This window comes from Haemophilus influenzae (genome assembly GCF_003494325.1).
Classification (GTDB): domain Bacteria; phylum Pseudomonadota; class Gammaproteobacteria; order Enterobacterales; family Pasteurellaceae; genus Haemophilus; species Haemophilus influenzae_I.
On sequence record NZ_QQIK01000005.1, the window covers coordinates 109,167 to 127,185 of the forward strand.

18 protein-coding genes are annotated in these 18,019 nt (G+C 36.6%); 15 read left to right on the top strand and 3 right to left on the bottom strand.

Features of this window, described 5'->3' with window-relative positions; genetic code table 11:
• The first annotated feature begins 65 nt into the window (after positions 1 to 65).
• The 5 genes from selA to DV356_RS08635 all read left to right on the top strand — a co-directional run bounded on the left by selA (position 66) and on the right by DV356_RS08635 (position 4,904).
• Entirely contained in the window at positions 66 to 1,451 is a 1,386-nt protein-coding gene (gene selA / locus DV356_RS08615; RefSeq protein ID WP_118806839.1) for an L-seryl-tRNA(Sec) selenium transferase, read from the top strand.
• Positions 1,448 to 3,307: a selenocysteine-specific translation elongation factor gene (gene selB / locus DV356_RS08620; RefSeq protein ID WP_118806840.1), complete on the top strand. Its 1,860-nt coding sequence runs from the start codon at positions 1,448 to 1,450 to the stop codon at positions 3,305 to 3,307. Before selA ends, selB begins: the two co-directional genes overlap by 4 nt.
• 18 nt (positions 3,308 to 3,325) lie before the next feature.
• Positions 3,326 to 4,180, top strand: coding sequence for a DUF3298 domain-containing protein (locus DV356_RS08625; RefSeq protein WP_118806841.1), 855 nt, complete (start codon positions 3,326 to 3,328; stop codon positions 4,178 to 4,180).
• Between the two features lie 119 nt (positions 4,181 to 4,299).
• Positions 4,300 to 4,596, top strand: a complete 297-nt coding sequence (locus DV356_RS08630; protein ID WP_005692346.1) for a type II toxin-antitoxin system RelB/DinJ family antitoxin — start codon at positions 4,300 to 4,302, stop codon at positions 4,594 to 4,596.
• Positions 4,596 to 4,904: a YafQ family addiction module toxin gene (locus DV356_RS08635; RefSeq protein WP_050948779.1), complete on the top strand. Its 309-nt coding sequence runs from the start codon at positions 4,596 to 4,598 to the stop codon at positions 4,902 to 4,904. Before DV356_RS08630 ends, DV356_RS08635 begins: the two co-directional genes overlap by 1 nt.
• Before the next feature lie 56 nt (positions 4,905 to 4,960).
• On the opposite strand, the gene DV356_RS08640 is transcribed toward DV356_RS08635, so the two are convergent.
• Positions 4,961 to 7,957 carry a TonB-dependent receptor domain-containing protein gene (locus DV356_RS08640; protein ID WP_239994855.1) on the bottom strand — a complete coding sequence of 999 codons (2,997 nt, stop codon included), beginning with the start codon at positions 7,955 to 7,957 and terminating at the stop codon, positions 4,961 to 4,963.
• Positions 7,958 to 8,015: 58 nt separating this feature from the next.
• On the bottom strand, positions 8,016 to 8,174 hold the full coding sequence (locus DV356_RS09965) for a PT domain-containing protein (protein ID WP_238144389.1): 159 nt from the start codon (positions 8,172 to 8,174) through the stop codon (positions 8,016 to 8,018).
• Positions 8,175 to 8,474: 300 nt separating this feature from the next.
• Between DV356_RS09965 and tig the strand changes: the two genes are divergently transcribed.
• The 8 genes from tig to htpX all read left to right on the top strand — a co-directional run bounded on the left by tig (position 8,475) and on the right by htpX (position 15,158).
• On the top strand, positions 8,475 to 9,773 hold the full coding sequence (gene tig / locus DV356_RS08645; RefSeq protein ID WP_118806842.1) for a trigger factor: 1,299 nt from the start codon (positions 8,475 to 8,477) through the stop codon (positions 9,771 to 9,773).
• Between the two features lie 92 nt (positions 9,774 to 9,865).
• Entirely contained in the window at positions 9,866 to 10,477 is a 612-nt protein-coding gene (gene clpP, locus DV356_RS08650; protein WP_257003823.1) for an ATP-dependent Clp endopeptidase proteolytic subunit ClpP, read from the top strand.
• Between the two features lie 9 nt (positions 10,478 to 10,486).
• On the top strand, positions 10,487 to 11,722 hold the full coding sequence (clpX, locus tag DV356_RS08655; RefSeq protein ID WP_032823723.1) for an ATP-dependent protease ATP-binding subunit ClpX: 1,236 nt from the start codon (positions 10,487 to 10,489) through the stop codon (positions 11,720 to 11,722).
• Positions 11,723 to 11,865: 143 nt separating this feature from the next.
• Positions 11,866 to 12,282, top strand: coding sequence for a preprotein translocase subunit SecE (secE, locus tag DV356_RS08660; RefSeq protein ID WP_005648602.1), 417 nt, complete (start codon positions 11,866 to 11,868; stop codon positions 12,280 to 12,282).
• Between the two features lies 1 nt (position 12,283).
• Positions 12,284 to 12,841, top strand: coding sequence for a transcription termination/antitermination protein NusG (nusG, locus tag DV356_RS08665; protein ID WP_005648601.1), 558 nt, complete (start codon positions 12,284 to 12,286; stop codon positions 12,839 to 12,841).
• 97 nt (positions 12,842 to 12,938) lie between these two features.
• A complete protein-coding gene (locus DV356_RS08670) occupies positions 12,939 to 13,691 on the top strand; it encodes an MlaA family lipoprotein (protein WP_118806843.1) in 753 nt (250 codons plus the stop codon).
• 56 nt (positions 13,692 to 13,747) lie between these two features.
• On the top strand, positions 13,748 to 14,137 hold the full coding sequence (locus DV356_RS08675) for a RidA family protein (protein ID WP_005630808.1): 390 nt from the start codon (positions 13,748 to 13,750) through the stop codon (positions 14,135 to 14,137).
• A gap of 166 nt (positions 14,138 to 14,303) precedes the next feature.
• Positions 14,304 to 15,158, top strand: coding sequence for a protease HtpX (gene htpX / locus DV356_RS08680; RefSeq protein ID WP_172454848.1), 855 nt, complete (start codon positions 14,304 to 14,306; stop codon positions 15,156 to 15,158).
• A 41-nt stretch (positions 15,159 to 15,199) separates the two neighbouring features.
• On the opposite strand, the gene tusA is transcribed toward htpX, so the two are convergent.
• Positions 15,200 to 15,439 carry a sulfurtransferase TusA gene (gene tusA / locus DV356_RS08685; RefSeq protein WP_005665561.1) on the bottom strand — a complete coding sequence of 80 codons (240 nt, stop codon included), beginning with the start codon at positions 15,437 to 15,439 and terminating at the stop codon, positions 15,200 to 15,202.
• 115 nt (positions 15,440 to 15,554) lie between these two features.
• Here tusA and DV356_RS08690 point away from each other — a divergent pair, with 115 nt between their 5' ends.
• Entirely contained in the window at positions 15,555 to 16,175 is a 621-nt protein-coding gene (locus tag DV356_RS08690) for a YigZ family protein (protein WP_011272188.1), read from the top strand.
• Between the two features lie 2 nt (positions 16,176 to 16,177).
• On the top strand, positions 16,178 to 17,641 hold the full coding sequence (locus DV356_RS08695) for a TrkH family potassium uptake protein (RefSeq protein WP_005665565.1): 1,464 nt from the start codon (positions 16,178 to 16,180) through the stop codon (positions 17,639 to 17,641).
• The last annotated feature ends 378 nt before the right edge of the window (positions 17,642 to 18,019 follow it).

Sequence of the window (18,019 nt, forward strand, 5' to 3'; positions counted from 1 at the left end):
TGAAATTGCAATCACTTTAGCGTAAATTAATCGGCAATTCAACGTTATTTTAAACGGATTCAAAAATGACCGCACTTTTTCAACAACTTCCTTCCGTTGATAAAATTCTCAAAACACCTCAAGGCTTACAACTTATTACCGAATTTGGTCACACTGCAGTCGTGGCAACATGTCGAGAATTATTAACCCAAGCTCGTCAATTTATAAAAAAAAACAATCAACTTCCTGAATATTTTTCTAATTTTGACCGCACTTTTGTAGAAATTCATTCTCGCCTACAAAAACAAAACCAAGTACAAATCAAAGCGGTGCATAATCTGACAGGTACGGTATTGCACACAAATCTTGGGCGGGCACTTTGGTCTGAAGCAGCACAACAGGCAGCACTTTCTGCGATGCAAAAAAATGTTTCGCTTGAATATGATTTAGATGAAGGTAAGCGTAGTCATCGCGATAATTACATCAGTGAATTATTATGCAAACTCACAGGTGCTGAAGCTGCCTGTATAGTGAATAACAACGCCGCTGCGGTATTGTTAATGCTGGCAACCTTTGCTCAAGGTAAAGAAGTAATTATTTCTCGTGGCGAATTAATTGAAATCGGCGGTGCATTTCGTATTCCAGATATTATGGAACAAGCTGGATGTCATTTAGTAGAAGTGGGCACCACTAATCGTACTCACCCGAAAGATTATCGTAATGCTATCACTGAAAATACGGCTTTTTTAATGAAAGTGCATAGCAGTAATTATCAAATTTGTGGTTTTACCTCTTCAGTTTCAGAAGAAGAACTCACCGAACTAGGGCGAGAAATGAATGTACCCGTAGTAACTGATTTAGGCAGCGGTGCATTAGTTGATTTAAGCCAATATGGCTTGCCAAAAGAACCGACCGTGCAAGAAAAAGTCGCACAAGGTGTGGATTTGGTCTCTTTCTCTGGCGATAAATTACTTGGCGGTGTGCAAGCAGGCATTATTGTGGGTAAAAAAGCATGGATCGAACAATTACAAGCCCATCCACTCAAGCGTGTATTACGTTGTGATAAAGTTATTTTATCAGGCTTAGAAGCCACATTACGTTTATATTTAAACCCTGAAAAATTAACTGAAAAATTACCAACTTTGCGATTACTCACGCAACCATTAGAACAACTCAAAATAAATGCTATGCGTCTCAAAGAGCGGTTAGAATCTCGCTTAAATTCACAATTTGAAATTCAAATTGAAGATAGCCAAGCACAAATCGGTAGTGGCTCACAACCAATGGAAAGAATCCCTTCCGTGGCTGTTACTATTGCAGAAAAAACAAACGTAAAACTTTCCGCACTTTCAGCTCGCTTTAAACAACTTTCTCAACCTATTATTGGGCGAATGGAAAACGGAAAAATTTGGCTAGACTTACGTAGCCTTGCGGATATTGAAACATTATTAAATACATTGGACGAACTATGATTATTGTTACTTCAGGTCACGTTGATCACGGCAAAACAGCATTATTAAAAGCATTAACTGGCAAAAGTACCGCCCATTTACCAGAAGAAAAAAAACGCGGTATGACCATTGATTTAGGGTATGCCTATCTGCCGTTAGAAAACAAAGTGCTTGGCTTTATTGATGTGCCGGGACACGAAAAATTCTTGTCAAATATGCAGGCAGGCTTAGGTGGTGTGCATTATGTAATGTTAATTGTCGCTGCCGATGAAGGCGTTGCAACGCAAACAAAAGAACATTTAGCAATCTTACGCCAGCTTCAATTCCACGAAATTATTGTTGTCATCACAAAAGCAGATCGTACAAATCTAGAGCAAATAGAATCGTTAATCCAAGAAATTAAACAAAATTATAGTTTTTTACGTGATGCTAATTACTTCGTTACCTCAGCAGAAACAGGACAAGGCATCAGTGAATTACGTCATTACTTAGCTAATCTACCTGAATTATCTGATACCCAGAAACCTTTCCGTTACGCAATAGACCGAGTATTCAACGTAAAAGGGGCGGGTACCGTCGTGACAGGCACAGCCTTTTCAGGGACAGTGAAAGTAAACGATGAAATTTACCTTTCCACTGGACAGAAAGTTCGTGTAAAAGCGATTCACGCACAAAATACATCAAGCGAACAAGGTATTGCGGGGCAACGTTTAGCGTTAAATTTAAATGCTGATTTAGACCGCACATCAATGAAACGAGGTGATTGGTTATTGCAGAATGAGCCACTTCCACCAACAGATCGCATCAGTGTACAAATTTTGGCTGAAGTACCATTAAATGAAAACCAACCAGTGCATATTTATCACGGCGCAAGTCGCACTACGGGTAAACTCACTTTATTACAGGGAAAAAATGCCGCAAAAAATGACCGCACTTTAGCTGAAATCATATTAGATTCGCCATTATTCTTGGCTTTTGGAGACAAACTTATTTTACGCAGTGGCGATACAAAAACCTTAATTGCCGGCGCACGAGTATTGGAAATTAACTCGCCAAAACGTCATAAACGTACTGAAGTGCGGTTAAATTTCCTAGCGAATTTAGCATTGGCAGAGAACGCTTCGCAACGTATTGCGCTTACCCTTAAACATAATGCGACAACAGCACGCCAATTAATGTGGACGGAACAACTAACAGAAACGCAACTCGACCAAGCTCTTTCCGAACGTGGCGCCGTACGTTATCAAGATTGGTGTTTTAATACTAATTACATACAAGAAAAAACGCAGCAAATTTTAACCGCACTTAATACTTATCACGAGCAACATAATGATCAACTTGGTGTAAGCAAAGCCAGATTATATCGAATGACCGCCTTAAACCAGCCTGAAAACTTGATCAATCATTTTATTGATGAAATGTTAGAAGAGGGAAGATTACAGCAAACTCGAGGTTGGCTTCACTTACCCGAACATAAAATCCAATTTAGCCAAGAAGAACAAAAACGTTGGGGGAATGTGTTGAATGAATTTGAAAAAACAAACGGTCAAGCCATTTGGGTACGTGATATGGCAAATGCTCTCGCTATTGATGAATCAATTATGCGTAATTTTATGTATAAAGCTGGGAAATTGGGTTACCTCACGCCAATCGTGAAAGATAGATTTTTCTTAACTGAAACTATCTATGCTTATGCAAGACTTATTAAACAAATCGCAGAAGAACAAGGAAAAGTTTCCGTAAATGAAGTACGTGATAAATTGAATTTCGGACGTAAACTTACCGTTCAACTGATGGAATATTTCGACCGAATGGGATTTTTACGTCGCAAAGGCAATGACCATATTCTACGCGATAAGAATGTTTTTGATTTATGATTTAAAAAGGAAAAAAGTATGAAAAAAACGCTCGTTGCTGCATTAATTAGTTCTGTCATCTTGCTCACAGGCTGCCAAGATAAAGATACTGAAGCAAAAATAAAACAACTAAATCAAACAGTAGCACAACTCAGTGCTGAAAATACTAAATTAAAAGAGCAAATAGAAAAAACAGTCCCAGCAATTTTTGTGGAAAATGATGAAATATTTAATCAATCTGAAATTATTAAACATCCTAAATCGAAAGAAGATTACCAGCCTGAAGAAACCAAAATTGAGTATTCAATTTCAACAATAAAAACCAATATTGATTGGCTTAATGATCTATTGTGGAAAAAATTGACTGAAAACGAAGAAACGAAAAATATTTCTCGCGAACAATTTATAGCACGTTATCAAACCGCTTTTGAGGAAGACAAAAAAGAGGCAAAAGAAACACCATCTTTTGGAATTTCTCATTCTATATGGACAAATTTTATCGGGCAAAAAGAAAAACTTGCAACCTTTGCGATTAGTTTTTATGACTATGAAGGTGGCGCGCACGGTATTGAAGGTAATCGCTATTTCACAATTGATCTAACTACACGCCATATTTTGACATTAAATGATTTATTTAATGAAAAAGATTTACCGAAAGTAAAAACGCTTTTATGGGAACAATATAATAATAGCAATAAGGAATATGAACCTATTATTGAAGCCGATAGTTTTAATTTATCGAACAATATTTACTTAGATTCAAAAGGTGTACATTTTATTTATGATGTTTATGAAATTGCCCCTTACGCAGCAGGAGAGCAAGATTTAATGCTCCATTTTGGGCAACTAGAAGAATTATTTAAACCAGAATTTAGACAGGGTAATGATATTTAAATCCTTTAACTTTTGAATAGCAATCAAAATCCCTAATTACATTAAAAATGAGAGACTATAGATTTTGCACTTCATCTTTATTATAATAGTCTTTCAATGTAATACTAAGGAGAAAAATTATGGCACTTACGAATTCCTCTATCAGCTTTAGAACAGTTGAGCAAACAAAATCAGAAGCTTATCAAGTTATTGAACAATATGGACTTACCCCATCACAAGTATTCAATATGTTTTTGGCTCAAATTGCCAAGACTCGCTCTATCCCTATTGATTTGAATTATCTTCGCCCAAATAAAGAAACCCTAGCAGCTATTGATGAATTAGATAGTGGTAACGCAGAGAGCTTTTTTATTGAAGCTAGTGAAAATTATTCTGCCGAAGAATTTACAAAACGCATTCTTAATGGTGGTCAATAATGTCAGAAGAGAAGCCATTAAAAGTAAGCTATTCAAAACAATTTGTAAGAGATTTAACTGATTTAGCTAAACGCTCCCCCAATGTGTTAATTGGCTCAAAATACATTACTGCAATATACTGTTTATTAAATCGTTTACCTTTACCCGAAAACTACCAAGATCACGCATTAGTAGGAGAGTGGAAAGGTTATCGAGATTGCCATATTCAAGGCGATTTGGTACTGATTTACCAATACGTTATACGCGATGAATTTGATGAATTGAAATTTTCTCGTTTAAATACACACTCACAAACCGCTTTAAAATAGAAGTAATCTTAAACAATAATCCGCACGTAAAATGTGCGGATTATTTTTACATAGGATTAAAATTCAAACTGAACAGACATTCTGTAATTTCTGCCAGGTGCGTAGAAGCGGTTTAAGCCTTTACCTGTTGCTGTCTGTACTCGGTTAATCGTGCCGATATGACGAATAGAACGAGCAGAGTCCCAAGTGAGATATTTTTTGTTGGTTAAATTATATACACCGGCGGTAAATGTAAGATTTTTAATTGGTTTCCAATAGGCAATCGTATCGATCACTGTATAGCGATTATTACGCCATAATCCGCGAGAATCTTTTACGTCTTTGCCGTTTGCTTTTGATGCTGCTTTATCTGTTGGAGTGTCGGTATATAGCTTTTCTTTTCGTTCGACCATACTCGTCCATTGAGAATTAAAGCTATCTTTTGCTTTTTTGGCTGCAACATTAGTGATATACATATCCACGCCCCATTTTTGGCTTGGTGCATCATAGCCAATATTGTATACCGATGTGGTTGGTTGTAAGGCATTCATTGGTTGAGGTTTACGAGCAATGGCTTCGTATTCTGGATGTTTAGCTTTATTCAATTTCAAAAATTCTTCATATTTTGGATGTAATCCATTGTCTTTGATTCTGCCTTTTTGATAGGTAAATTTATAGCCTAAATGGAATCCTTGTAGTTTTTCAAACAAATCACCTATTTCAAGACGTGAAGCAATTTCGATACCTCTGACTCTTGCTCGATCTCGATTTTGGTTTTGATGGAACGGATATTTTATTGCAGAGCCTTCTTCAATAGGACGTTCGCCCACTTCTACTAAGTCAATAAAATTACGGTAATCGTTTTGAAACGCATTTAACGTAATATAACTACTGTTTTTATAAAAAGTGAACGCGACTTCTTTTGTTTTAGAGGTTTCAGCTTTTAAATCTGTGTTAGGCTGAATGGAAAATTGTGGATGTTTAAATGTCATATAAATTTCATCAGAGGTTGGCGCACGAAAACCATTGGCGTATTTAAGCTGTACACGAAGCCAATCTGTGGGATCAAGATTTAACCCTAAATTGTAAGAATGATGTTTATAGTCAGTTTTGCGTAATAACAGGGCAAGATTGTCTTTAAAATTTTGTTGATAACAAGGTGTGGTGTAAGTGCAATTTTCATATCCTTTAGGCGTCGAATTTTTATTACCATAAACATAGTCGTTTTGGCGAAATTTCTTAAATAGCCCAGCAATTAATCCATTAGGAACGGGGATTTTTTCGTCATAACTAGGTAAATATTTTACGTGGTCATAGCGATAATTTAAATCTAGCCCTAGCCAAGAGGTAAGTTGCACATTATCTCCAAAATACAACACATTATTTTTAGTGGTAACAGGGATTAAATAGGTCTCTTTGCCTTTATCGGAATGAATTGGTGTACCATTGGCACAACCAGCTACGCTGATATTAGGTTGTGGTTTTTTCTTCACGCCAAGCTTTCCACCATCTGCTCTAGCACAGAAAAAGTAGTCAGCCCACCATTGCACATTGGCTGCAGTGTTGTATTGATGATTCACCATACTTTTTAGTGTTTTTTCATAAAAACCACCATATTTTAAACTGTGTTGGGTATGCCAAAGGCTAAATTCTTTATCTAAATCAAGTTTAATTTGTTGGGTGTTAGTGTTTAAATCACGATCATTGACGAAGTCTGTACTGTAGCCATGGCTTTTTGGAAAGAGAAAACGAGCTATTTCTTTTTGTAATTCACCTAGAAATTCTTTTTTCCCTTTTTTTAGTTCAATTTCCCCATATTTTTTACCATTGAAAGTTTTAATTTTAATCTCTCGGTCTTCATACTTATATTGGTCATCCCACTCTCCATCTTTTTCTTGATAAATTCTAAATTTTTTCCCTTCACAATTTAATTTTTCGCAATTAATTAAAACAGAATCAAGTGAACCGCCTTCTGAAATATCATTATCAACATCTGCACCCTTACTATCCTGAAATTTACGATAATAGCCACTTTTGTCTTCTTCGTATTTAAGTTCACCTCCATATTGATCCTTAATTTTATAAACTCCATCTTCTTCTACTAAATTTAGCCCTTGCGGATTACGTACACCAGGACAAGTGGATTGATGACAATATTCATCAGAGCGTGCTTTATTGGTAATTTTTTGTGAAGAATAACTTAGTTTAATATGATCCCAAAAAGGGGTTTGACTGAAATTTTCATAACTAAATTGGATATTTTTTCTTTTAGATTGATCGTTAATAATACGCTCACCGTATGTTTCCGGACATGTTGTATCCTTGCATGGTCTAAAAGCGTAAGACAAATCCATACCCTTTGTTTCTAAAGTGGAATCATCTAATGCCACACTCAAGCGATGGTTTTCATTAGGTTGAAAGCCCAATTTTATTAATGTGCTTTGGCGGGTAATTTGATAAGGATCGGCTTTTTCACGGGTAGGACCAACCGCTCTTAAATCAGCCTGTTTGTTGGGATAAATTTTATAATCGTAGTTTTCTATTTCGTGCCCATCACGCGTTGTATCAACGACTAAAATATCAAATTTTTTAGAACGTCCTGCTAATGTAAGTGTCTTAAGGTTTTGATTATTCATTGTTTGATAACCACGTTTATAGGAAAGATAATAATCTTTATCTAGCAGATAATCTCGAGCATCTTTAGTTTCAAATATAACAGAGCCACCCAATGCGCCACTACCAGATTTTAAGGAGTCAGCACCTTTGGTAATAGTTGCTGTTTTAACATTTTCAATTTCAATGCTATTACGAGTATTATTAAAATTGCCATAGCCTTCAAATAGTTCTTTAAATCCTTGAGAGCTTAAGGTTTCAGCTTGACGAAGCCCATCAACCATAATACCTACACGGTTTTCATCTACACCACGAACAGCATAACCACTTGCACCCGTTCTACCTGTTTCAACCACCGTAATACCTGTTTCATAGCGAACGAGATCACGAGAATCAGACGCCTGCTGTTTCGCTAATTTTTTGGCAGAAATTTGGGTTTCACCTACCTTTTTCTCTTTCACATTAATTGTTTCTGTACTTCCTGAAACATTAATTTGTTCTAGTTGTTCAGAAACATTACTATTTTGGTTGGTTGGTTGGTTGGTTGGTTGGTTGGTTGGTTGGTTGGTTGGTTGGTTGGTTGGTTGGTTGGTTGGTTGGTTGGGCAGCATAAGCTGTGCTTGCATTTAATGCAAATGCAATAGAGCAAGCAAGCAGGCTGAATTTAAAGTTGGTCATAGGTTTCCTTAATTTTTAATGATAATAATTATTATACATATTAAATAATTGAATTTATTTAATCAATATCAAAAAAAAGTATAATAAGTACAAAATCCTAATTGCTTTATATGAGCATAAAAGAAAATCATTTTTAACCGCACTTTTGTTTGTAAGTCGTATTTTAAAATTATCAAAATGCAATTTTTAATCACTCTTTTATCGACTGCGTAGATTTCTTTCGTTATAATTGAGCGTCTTTTTATTTAACAAACGTGTTCGGTGTGGATTTGACCGAGTGCAAATTAATTGAGGTAACAAATGTCATTAAATATTGAAACAACTCAAGGTTTAGAACGCCGCGTAGCGATTACCGTTCCAACTGAAATTGTCTCTAAAGCCGTTCGTGAAGAATTTAAACGTGCTGCAAAAAATGTGCGCGTAGATGGTTTCCGTAAAGGCCATGTTCCTGCCCATATCATTGAACAACGTTTTGGTGCGTCAATTCGTCAAGATGTATTAAACGATTTATTACCACGTCATTTTTTTGATGCTGTTATTGCAGAAAAAATTAATATTGCAGGTCGTCCAACTTTTGCTATTGAAACTTTTGAAGAAGGTAAAGACTTAGTTTTCACTGCCACTTTTGAGGTTTATCCAGAAGTTAAATTACAAGGTTTAGAAAATATCAAAGTTGAAAAACCAACTGTTGAAATCACGGAAGCTGACATTGATAAAATGATCGATGTGTTACGTAAACAACAAGCTACTTGGGCTGAAAGTCAAGATGTTGCAAAAGCAGATGATCGTGTCACTATTGATTTTGTTGGCTCTGTAGATGGCGAAGAATTTGAAGGTGGTAAAGCTACTGACTTCGTATTATTTATGGGTCAAGGTCGTATGATTCCAGGTTTTGAAGAAGGAATTGTTGGTCATAAAGCAGGTGAGCAATTTGATATTGATGTGACTTTCCCAGCGGAATACCACGCAGAAAACTTGAAAGGTAAAGCAGCAAAATTTGCGATCACTTTGAAAAAAATCGAAAATATGGTGTTGCCTGAATTAACAGATGAATTTGTTGCTAAATTTGGTCCTAATACTAAGTCTGTTGCTGATTTGCGTGCAGAAATCCGTAAAAATATGGAACGTGAATTGAAAAATGCGTTAGTTTCTCGTGTTAAACAACAAGTAATCAATGGTTTAATTGAACAAAATCCGATTGATGTGCCAGCTTCTGCAGTAGAAGAAGAAATTAATGTATTACGCAATCAAGCAGCTCAACGTTTTGGCGGTAATGCACAACAATCTGCACAGTTACCACGTGAATTATTTGAAGCGGAAGCAACTCGTCGTGTGCAAGTGGGTTTATTATTCTCTGAAGTGATTAAATCTAATGAATTAAAAGCTGATGAAGAACGCGCTAAAGCAATGATTGCAGATATTGCATCAGCTTACGAGCAGCCAGCAGAAGTTGTGGAATATTACAGTAAAAACGAAGAGTTAATGAATAATATTCGCAATGTAGTATTGGAAGAACAAGCTGTTGATGCAGTACTTGCAAAAGCACAAGTAACAGAAAAAGTTTCTTCATTCGATGAAATTATGAATCCACAAGCATAATAAGTAATATTATTATGATTGAATAAAAGTGCGGTCGCTCTTTTTAATAAAAGCGATCGCATTTTTATTTGTGGGTTATTTACGATAAAATAATTAGCAGTTTTAATGAAAAAGGTAAGAAAATGAGTGTAATTCCTATGGTCGTTGAACAGACTTCGCGTGGCGAACGTTCGTACGACATTTATTCCCGTTTACTAAAAGAACGTGTGATTTTCCTAAGTGGAGAAGTGGAAGATCGTATGGCAAATTTAATTGTGGCACAGCTTCTTTTTTTAGAATCGGAAGATCCAACTAAAGATATTAATATTTATATTAACTCTCCAGGCGGTTCTGTGACCGCAGGTATGGCAATTTACGACACAATGCAATTTATTAAGCCAGATATTCGCACTCTTTGTATTGGTCAGGCTTGTTCAATGGGCGCATTCTTACTTGCTGGCGGAACCGCTGGCAAACGAGCTGCGTTACCCAATGCGCGAGTGATGATCCATCAACCTTTGGGTGGTTTCCGTGGTCAAGCATCGGATATTCAAATTCACGCACAAGAAATTTTGAAAATTAAACACACCTTAAATGATCGTTTAGCATTCCATACTGGGCAAAGTATTGAGCGTATTGAGAAAGATACTGACCGCGATAATTTTATGTCAGCTGAAGAAGCACAAGCGTATGGTTTGGTGGATGAAGTCTTGGTTAAACGTTAAGGGTATATAATGACAGACAAAGATAAAGATTTGCACTGCTCTTTTTGCGGAAAGGAAAAAGGCGAAGTAGATAAATTAATTTCTGGCACAGACGGTTATATTTGTAATGAATGTATTGAACTTTGTCACTCAATGCTTGAAGAAAGTCATGATAAAAATTTAGAGGAAAGTGCGGTAGAAAATGAAGAAAAATTACCAACGCCTCACGAAATTCGCGCTCATCTAGATGATTATGTTATCGGTCAAGATTATGCGAAAAAAGTGCTTTCTGTGGCAGTTTATAATCATTATAAACGCTTGCGAACTAACTATGAAAGCAATGATGTAGAGCTTGGTAAAAGTAATATTTTACTTATAGGCCCTACAGGTAGCGGAAAAACGTTACTTGCGCAAACATTAGCTCGTCGTTTAAATGTACCCTTTGCGATGGCGGATGCAACCACATTAACGGAAGCTGGTTATGTGGGGGAAGATGTGGAGAATGTGTTACAGAAACTTTTGCAAAATTGTGAATACGATACTGAAAAAGCAGAGAAAGGCATTATTTATATTGATGAAATTGATAAAATTAGCCGTAAATCGGAAGGCGCATCAATTACTCGAGATGTTTCAGGAGAGGGGGTGCAACAGGCTTTATTAAAACTTATTGAAGGTACAATCGCTTCAATTCCACCTCAAGGCGGTCGTAAACATCCACAACAAGAAATGGTAAAATTGGATACGTCTAAAATTCTCTTTATTTGCGGCGGTGCATTTGCAGGATTAGATAAAATTATTGATAAACGCACTCAAACCAGTACGAGTATTGGTTTTAATGCCAAAGTTGAAAAAGATGAAAAACAACAATCTCTTTCTGAATTATTCCGTCAAGTTGAACCTGATGATTTGATGAAATTTGGTTTAATTCCAGAATTTATTGGACGCTTGCCAATGATTGCCCCATTAAGTGAATTAGATGAAGATGCGCTGATACAAATTCTCACAAAACCAAAAAACGCATTAATTAAACAATATCAAGCTTTATTTGGATTGGAAAAAGTAGAATTGGATTTCACACCAGAAGCATTAAAAGCAATGGCGAAAAAAGCACTTGAAAGAAAAACAGGTGCGCGTGGCTTACGTTCTATCGTAGAAGCAGTGTTGTTAGATACAATGTATGATCTACCGTCTCTTGAGAATTTACAAAAAGTTATCGTTGATGAATCGACAATTGTAGATAATCTTGCGCCCAAATTAGAATATTAGATTTAATCGCAAAAGTGCGGTTGTTTTCGCCAGATTTTCTATGTTGATGCTTATTTTCAATAGGCAAGGCGAAAAGAAAATGCTACAATCGCACGTTCTTATGGCATTATTCTTACACTTCCATTTAAAACGGATTCAATTCTATGGCAACCGAAATTGTTGATAAAAAGAAAAATACGCAAGAAGTGATCGTTGAAGGCAAGTCTAAAGGTTTAAATACATTCCTTTGGGTTTTAGCTGTGATCTTTTTTGCTGCTGCGGCAATTGGGAATATTTATTTCCAACAAATCTATTCTTTACCGATTCGTGTTATTGGTATGGCTATTGCATTAGTCATTGCATTTATTTTAGCGGCAATTACTAATCAAGGAACAAAAGCACGCGCATTCTTTAATGACTCTCGCACAGAAGCGCGTAAAGTCGTATGGCCAACCCGTGCTGAAGCGCGTCAGACAACATTGATCGTTATCGGGGTAACAATGATTGCTTCTCTCTTCTTTTGGGCAGTAGATTCGATTATTGTGACAGTGATTAATTTCTTAACTGATTTGAGATTCTAAAATGACTGAAGAAACAACAGTATCAAAAAAACGTTGGTATGTATTACAAGCGTTTTCTGGCTTTGAAAGTCGTGTAGCTCTAACTTTACGTGAATACATCAAACAACAACAAATGGAAGATCAATTTGGTGAAGTTTTAGTGCCAACTGAAGAAGTGGTGGAAAATGTAGCAGGAAAACGTCGCAAAAGTGAACGTAAATTTTTTCCAGGTTATGTACTTGTAGAAATGGAAATGAATGATGAAACTTGGCATCTAGTAAAAAGCGTGCCAAGAGTGATGGGTTTTATCGGTGGTACACCAGATAAACCTGCGCCTATTTCTAAACGTGAAGCGGATACTATTTTAAATCGCCTTGAACAAAATACTGATAAACCTCGTCATCGAAATGAATATCATCCAGGCGAGGAAGTTCGTGTGACTGAAGGTCCATTTGCTGATTTTAATGGTACAGTAGAAGAAGTGGATTATGAAAAAGGTCGCTTAAAAGTGTCTGTATCAATTTTTGGTCGTGCAACACCAGTTGAGCTTGAATTTGGTCAAGTTGAAAAAATACACTAAGAAATAATTAAAATATAACCGCACTTTTATAGTGCGGTTTTTTGTTTTTATTTAACAAATTAGGTAGAATAATCCCATATTTATGTAAGGATTAAAAATGAAAACAAAGGCAATTTTGACCGCACTTTTGGGTGCCATTGCACTAACAGGTTGTGCAAATAACAACGACGCGAAACAAGTGAGTGAGCGTAATGATTCCCTTGAAGACTTCAATCGAACCATGTGGAAGTTTAACTATAATGTGCTAGATCGCTATGTGCTAGAACCTGTTGCAAAAGGTTGGAACAACTATGTGCCTAAGCCGATTTCTTCTGGTCTTGCTGGCATCGCAAATAATCTTGATGAGCCAGTCAGTTTCATAAACCGCTTAATTGAAGGCGAACCGAAAAAAGCATTTGTTCACTTTAATCGTTTTTGGATTAATACTGTATTTGGTCTAGGTGGTTTTATTGATTTTGCAAGCGCAAGCAAAGAATTACGCGTAGATAATCAACGTGGATTTGGGGAAACTTTAGGTAGCTACGGCGTAGATGCTGGCACTTATATTGTGCTACCGATTTATAATGCAACAACGCCACGTCAATTAACAGGAGCTGTGGTTGATGCGGCTTATATGTATCCATTCTGGCAATGGGTTGGTGGTCCGTGGGCATTAGTGAAATATGGTGTGCAAGCAGTGGATGCCCGTGCGAAAAATCTCAATAATGCAGAATTGTTACGTCAAGCTCAAGATCCATATATCACGTTCCGAGAAGCTTATTACCAAAATTTACAATTTAAAGTAAACGATGGGAAATTAGTCGAAAGCAAAGAATCACTTCCCGATGATATACTAAAAGAAATTGATTAATAAACAGAAAAGTGCGGTAAAAATTACCCAATTTTTTATCAACTAAGGAGAAAATGATGACTCAAATTATTCATACTGAAAAAGCACCAGCAGCCATTGGCCCTTATGTTCAAGCGGTTGATCTTGGCAATTTAGTTTTAACCTCAGGGCAAATTCCAGTGAATCCTGCAACAGGCGAAGTGCCAGCTGACATCGTTGCACAAGCACGCCAATCTTTAGAAAACGTGAAAGCGATTATCGAGAAAGCAGGTTTAACCGCAGCCGATATTGTAAAAACAACGGTTTTCGTGAAAGATCTTAATGATTTTGCTGCGGTTAATGCAGAATACGAACGTTTCTTTAAAGAAAATAATCATCCTAACTTCCCTGCTCGTTCTTGCGTAGAAGTTGCGCGTTTACCAAAAGATGTGGGATTAGAAATTGAAGCGATTGCTGTAAGAAAATAGTTTTCTATTTGGTAATTTCTGCTTAAAAAAGTGCGGTCATAAACTCGCATGTTTTTGACCGTGCTTTTTGTTTGTATGCTGATAACAAAAATTTTACATTACACCTTGAATTTTTTGTGAATTTTCCTCACTAAGGAAATACTTAACCCTAACTTTGAGAGAACACATTATGATGCGTATTCTTCTTTTCTTGGCAACCAATATGGCTGTAATGCTGGTATTAGGTATTATTTTAAATGTGACTGGTATTGCAGGAAATAGCACCGGCGGTATTTTAATTATGGCTTTGCTATTTGGTTTTGCTGGTTCATTAATTTCCTTATTCCTGTCTAAAACGATGGCATTACGTTCTGTGGATGGAGAGGTGATTACTCAACCTCGTAATCAAACTGAACGTTGGTTAATTGATACCGTTAGTCGCCAAGCGCAGAAAGCGGGTATTCCCATGCCAGACGTGGCGATTTATCATTCACCCGATGTGAATGCTTTTGCGACAGGCGCGACAAAAAGCAATTCTTTGGTGGCAGTGAGTACGGGATTATTAAACAACATGACGGAGGCTGAAGCTGAAGCTGTTTTAGCGCACGAAATTTCCCATATTTCCAATGGGGATATGGTGACGATGGCGTTATTGCAAGGCGTATTAAATACTTTCGTGATTTTCTTATCTCGCGTTATTGCAACGGCGGTAGCAAGTTCGCGTAACAATAATGGAGAAGAAACGCGCAGTTCAGGCATTTATTTCTTGGTTTCGATGGTATTGGAAATGCTCTTTGGTGTACTTGCAAGTATTATCGCAATGTGGTTCTCGCGCTACCGCGAATTTCGTGCAGATGCAGGTTCCGCAAGTTTAGTAGGCAAAGAAAAGATGATTATGGCATTGCAACGTTTGCAACAACTTCACGAACCCCAAAATCTTGAAGGTTCTTTAAATGCCTTTATGATTAATGGTAAACGCAGTGAACTCTTTATGAGCCATCCACCACTCGAAAAGCGTATTGAAGCCTTACGTAATCTTTAAAAATTATAAAAAATCGACCGCACTTTAATGAGGTCGATGTTTTATTTTCCTCTTTTCACCCAATATTTGAACGGGGGTTTTTCCACTTCACTTTGCAGTAATGTGTGATCCATAAATTGACAGAAACTTGGAATATCTCTTGTTGTTGCAGGATCGTCAGCAATAATCAAAAGTATTTCTCCATCGTTAAGATGACGAATATTTTTACGAACAAGCATGACAGGTTCTGGGCAACGTAATCCTAAAGTATTTAGGGTTTGTGTGACGGAAATTTCAGACATATTCTTTTTTCTTTTGAAAAACAGAGCCATATCATACCGCACTTACGGCAAAATTTCGACAAATCCCAGTCATCAGTGATAGACTAGTGTCATTGAAATTACCTTGAAAAAAGAAATGGCGGAATACCTCGTTCCTAAAAGTGCGGTTGTTTTTGAAGAAGAAATTAAGAAAAGCCGTTTTATTACTTATTTACAGCACACCGAAGGTTTAGAAGACGCAAGAGCTTTTTGGGCAAAGATTAAACAAGAACATCCAAATGCACGGCATCATTGTTGGGCTGCCGTAGCAGGCAAGCCAACCGATTCTCTACAACTTGGTTTTTCTGATGATGGCGAACCTGCTGGAACGGCAGGAAAGCCAATGTTGAGTGCATTGCAAGGCAGTCAATTAGGTGAAATCAGTGCGGTGGTGGTTCGCTATTATGGCGGTATTTTGCTTGGAACGGGCGGATTAGTTCGTGCTTACGGCAATGGCGTACAACAAGCGTTAAAGCTGATTGAAAGCGAAATTAAAGTTGAACGAACCCCTTTCAAACTTGATTGTGACTATGGTCAGTTAAGGTTGGTTCAACAACTTTGTGAAAAATATCAGGTTGAGATTTTATCTCAAGGTTTTCAGGCAAATATTCATTTGATTTTAGGTATTAGTGAAAAAACAATAGAGGCGTTTTCTTCAGAATTAACGGAAAAGTCTTCAGGTAGATTAGTTATTCAACTTTTAGAGATAGGCGAATAGTTGTGCGTATTTTATCGATTATCCGAATTATTGGTATTCTTGTGATGTGTTTTTCAGGTACGATGCTAGTTCCTGCATTTGTTGCTCTGATTTATGGCGATGGTGGCGGCAAGGCATTTATGCAGGCTTTTATGTTGAGCTTGACAGCGGGCACATTGCTTTGGTGGCCATGCCATCACCATAAACAAGAATTACGATCCCGTGATGGTTTTTTGATTGTTGTGGCTTTTTGGTTAGTTTTAGGAAGCCTGGCAACATTGCCTCTTTTATTGTTCGATTCACCACATTTAACTATTGCTTCAGCCGTATTTGAAGCATTTTCTGGCTTAACTACTACTGGTGCAACGGTAATGACGGGGCTGGATAATTTACCTAAATCTATTTTGTTTTATCGTCAGTTTTTACAATGGTTAGGTGGTATGGGGATTATCGTATTGGCTGTGGCGATAATTCCGCTGTTGGGAATTGGTGGGACACAATTATATCGAGCAGAATCTTCAGGCCCTCTTAAAGATCAAAAATCTTTGCCTAAAATTTCAGAAGTGGCGAAAGCTCTATGGATTATTTATGCTTCATTAACTGCTCTTTGTGCCATTGCATATTGGCTATCAGGAATGAATCTTTTTGATGCCATTGGGCATAGTTTTTCAACAATTTCAAATGGCGGATTTTCAACGCACGATGCAAGTATTGGCTATTTTAATCAAGCTTCCATTTATTGGGTTACAACAATTTTTATGCTGATTGGTGGTGTTAATTTTAGTTTACATATTTCCGCTTTTCTTGCACTAGGTAAAAGAAATATTTGGCGAAATTATTGGAAAGATCCCGAATTTCGTTTTTTTCTAACGATGCAAATTATTTTTATTGGTATTGTATCTCTATCTTTATATGGTTATGGTTTAGTTTCAGATATAAACGAGGCAGTAACAAAAGGTGCATTACAATTAACATCAATGTCAATGACTGCTGGTTATACGATTTTTGATATTGATAATCTTCCGCCTTTTATTGGGCTTTTACTGGTAATTTCTGCGGTAATTGGTGGTTGTGGTGGTTCAACAACTGGGGGATTAAAAGCGATACGGACACTTATATTGTGGAAACAAATCGATCGAGAACTGCATAGTTTAATCCATCCAAATTTAGTACAACCAATTCGAATAGGTAAAAATCGTCTAGCACCAAGAATGATAGAAAGTATTTGGGCATTTTTCATTATTTTTATACTGGTTTATTGGGGGTGTGTTTTTGCTGTTATTCTTTGTGGGATGAATACTTTTGATGCGATGGGAGCCGTATTCGCCACATTAACGAATGCAGGACCGGGACTTGGTTTTATTCACGAAAGTTTTATTGGTGTTCCAGAAAGTGCTAAATTAGTCTTTAGTTTTGCTATGATCTGTGGACGTTTAGAAATGTTTTCATTAATCGTGCTGTTTATTCCAAGCTATTGGAAAAAATAAGAATTGAAAAATTATTGTATTTTTGACCGCACTTTTTAATGAAATGTTTATATTTCCATCAAAAGATCATTTTTTTAAATATTTTTACAAAAAAGTACTTGCAAGGGATTTGAAAATCCCTATAATGCACCGCACACAACGACGCACTGTTGTGAAGTTTTTTAAGTTTCCAAGTGCGTCGTTATTTTTTGCTCTTTAACAATGTATCAGACAATCTGTGTGGGCACTTGTTGATTGACTTGTTTTAAAAATATTTTTTAATTTTGAAGTCTTAATAGGTGCTTAACTGAAAATTCATCATTACTTTTTTTAAGTAGTGTTTTATTTATAGCTAAGCAGTTTATTGAGCGATTGAACTTGAATTGAAGAGTTTGATCA

Excerpts from the sequence above, each read along its gene's own strand:
- selA (WP_118806839.1), top strand. The coding sequence starts at position 66 with ATGACCGCACTTTTTCAACAACTTCCTTCCGTTGATAAAATTCTCAAA.
- selB (WP_118806840.1), top strand. The coding sequence starts at position 1,448 with ATGATTATTGTTACTTCAGGTCACGTTGATCACGGCAAAACAGCATTA.
- DV356_RS08625 (WP_118806841.1), top strand. The coding sequence starts at position 3,326 with ATGAAAAAAACGCTCGTTGCTGCATTAATTAGTTCTGTCATCTTGCTC.
- DV356_RS08630 (WP_005692346.1), top strand. The coding sequence starts at position 4,300 with ATGGCACTTACGAATTCCTCTATCAGCTTTAGAACAGTTGAGCAAACA.
- DV356_RS08635 (WP_050948779.1), top strand. The coding sequence starts at position 4,596 with ATGTCAGAAGAGAAGCCATTAAAAGTAAGCTATTCAAAACAATTTGTA.
- DV356_RS09965 (WP_238144389.1), bottom strand. The coding sequence starts at position 8,174 with ATGACCAACTTTAAATTCAGCCTGCTTGCTTGCTCTATTGCATTTGCA.
- tig (WP_118806842.1), top strand. The coding sequence starts at position 8,475 with ATGTCATTAAATATTGAAACAACTCAAGGTTTAGAACGCCGCGTAGCG.
- clpX (WP_032823723.1), top strand. The coding sequence starts at position 10,487 with ATGACAGACAAAGATAAAGATTTGCACTGCTCTTTTTGCGGAAAGGAA.
- secE (WP_005648602.1), top strand. The coding sequence starts at position 11,866 with ATGGCAACCGAAATTGTTGATAAAAAGAAAAATACGCAAGAAGTGATC.
- nusG (WP_005648601.1), top strand. The coding sequence starts at position 12,284 with ATGACTGAAGAAACAACAGTATCAAAAAAACGTTGGTATGTATTACAA.
- DV356_RS08670 (WP_118806843.1), top strand. The coding sequence starts at position 12,939 with ATGAAAACAAAGGCAATTTTGACCGCACTTTTGGGTGCCATTGCACTA.
- DV356_RS08675 (WP_005630808.1), top strand. The coding sequence starts at position 13,748 with ATGACTCAAATTATTCATACTGAAAAAGCACCAGCAGCCATTGGCCCT.
- tusA (WP_005665561.1), bottom strand. The coding sequence starts at position 15,439 with ATGTCTGAAATTTCCGTCACACAAACCCTAAATACTTTAGGATTACGT.
- DV356_RS08690 (WP_011272188.1), top strand. The coding sequence starts at position 15,555 with ATGGCGGAATACCTCGTTCCTAAAAGTGCGGTTGTTTTTGAAGAAGAA.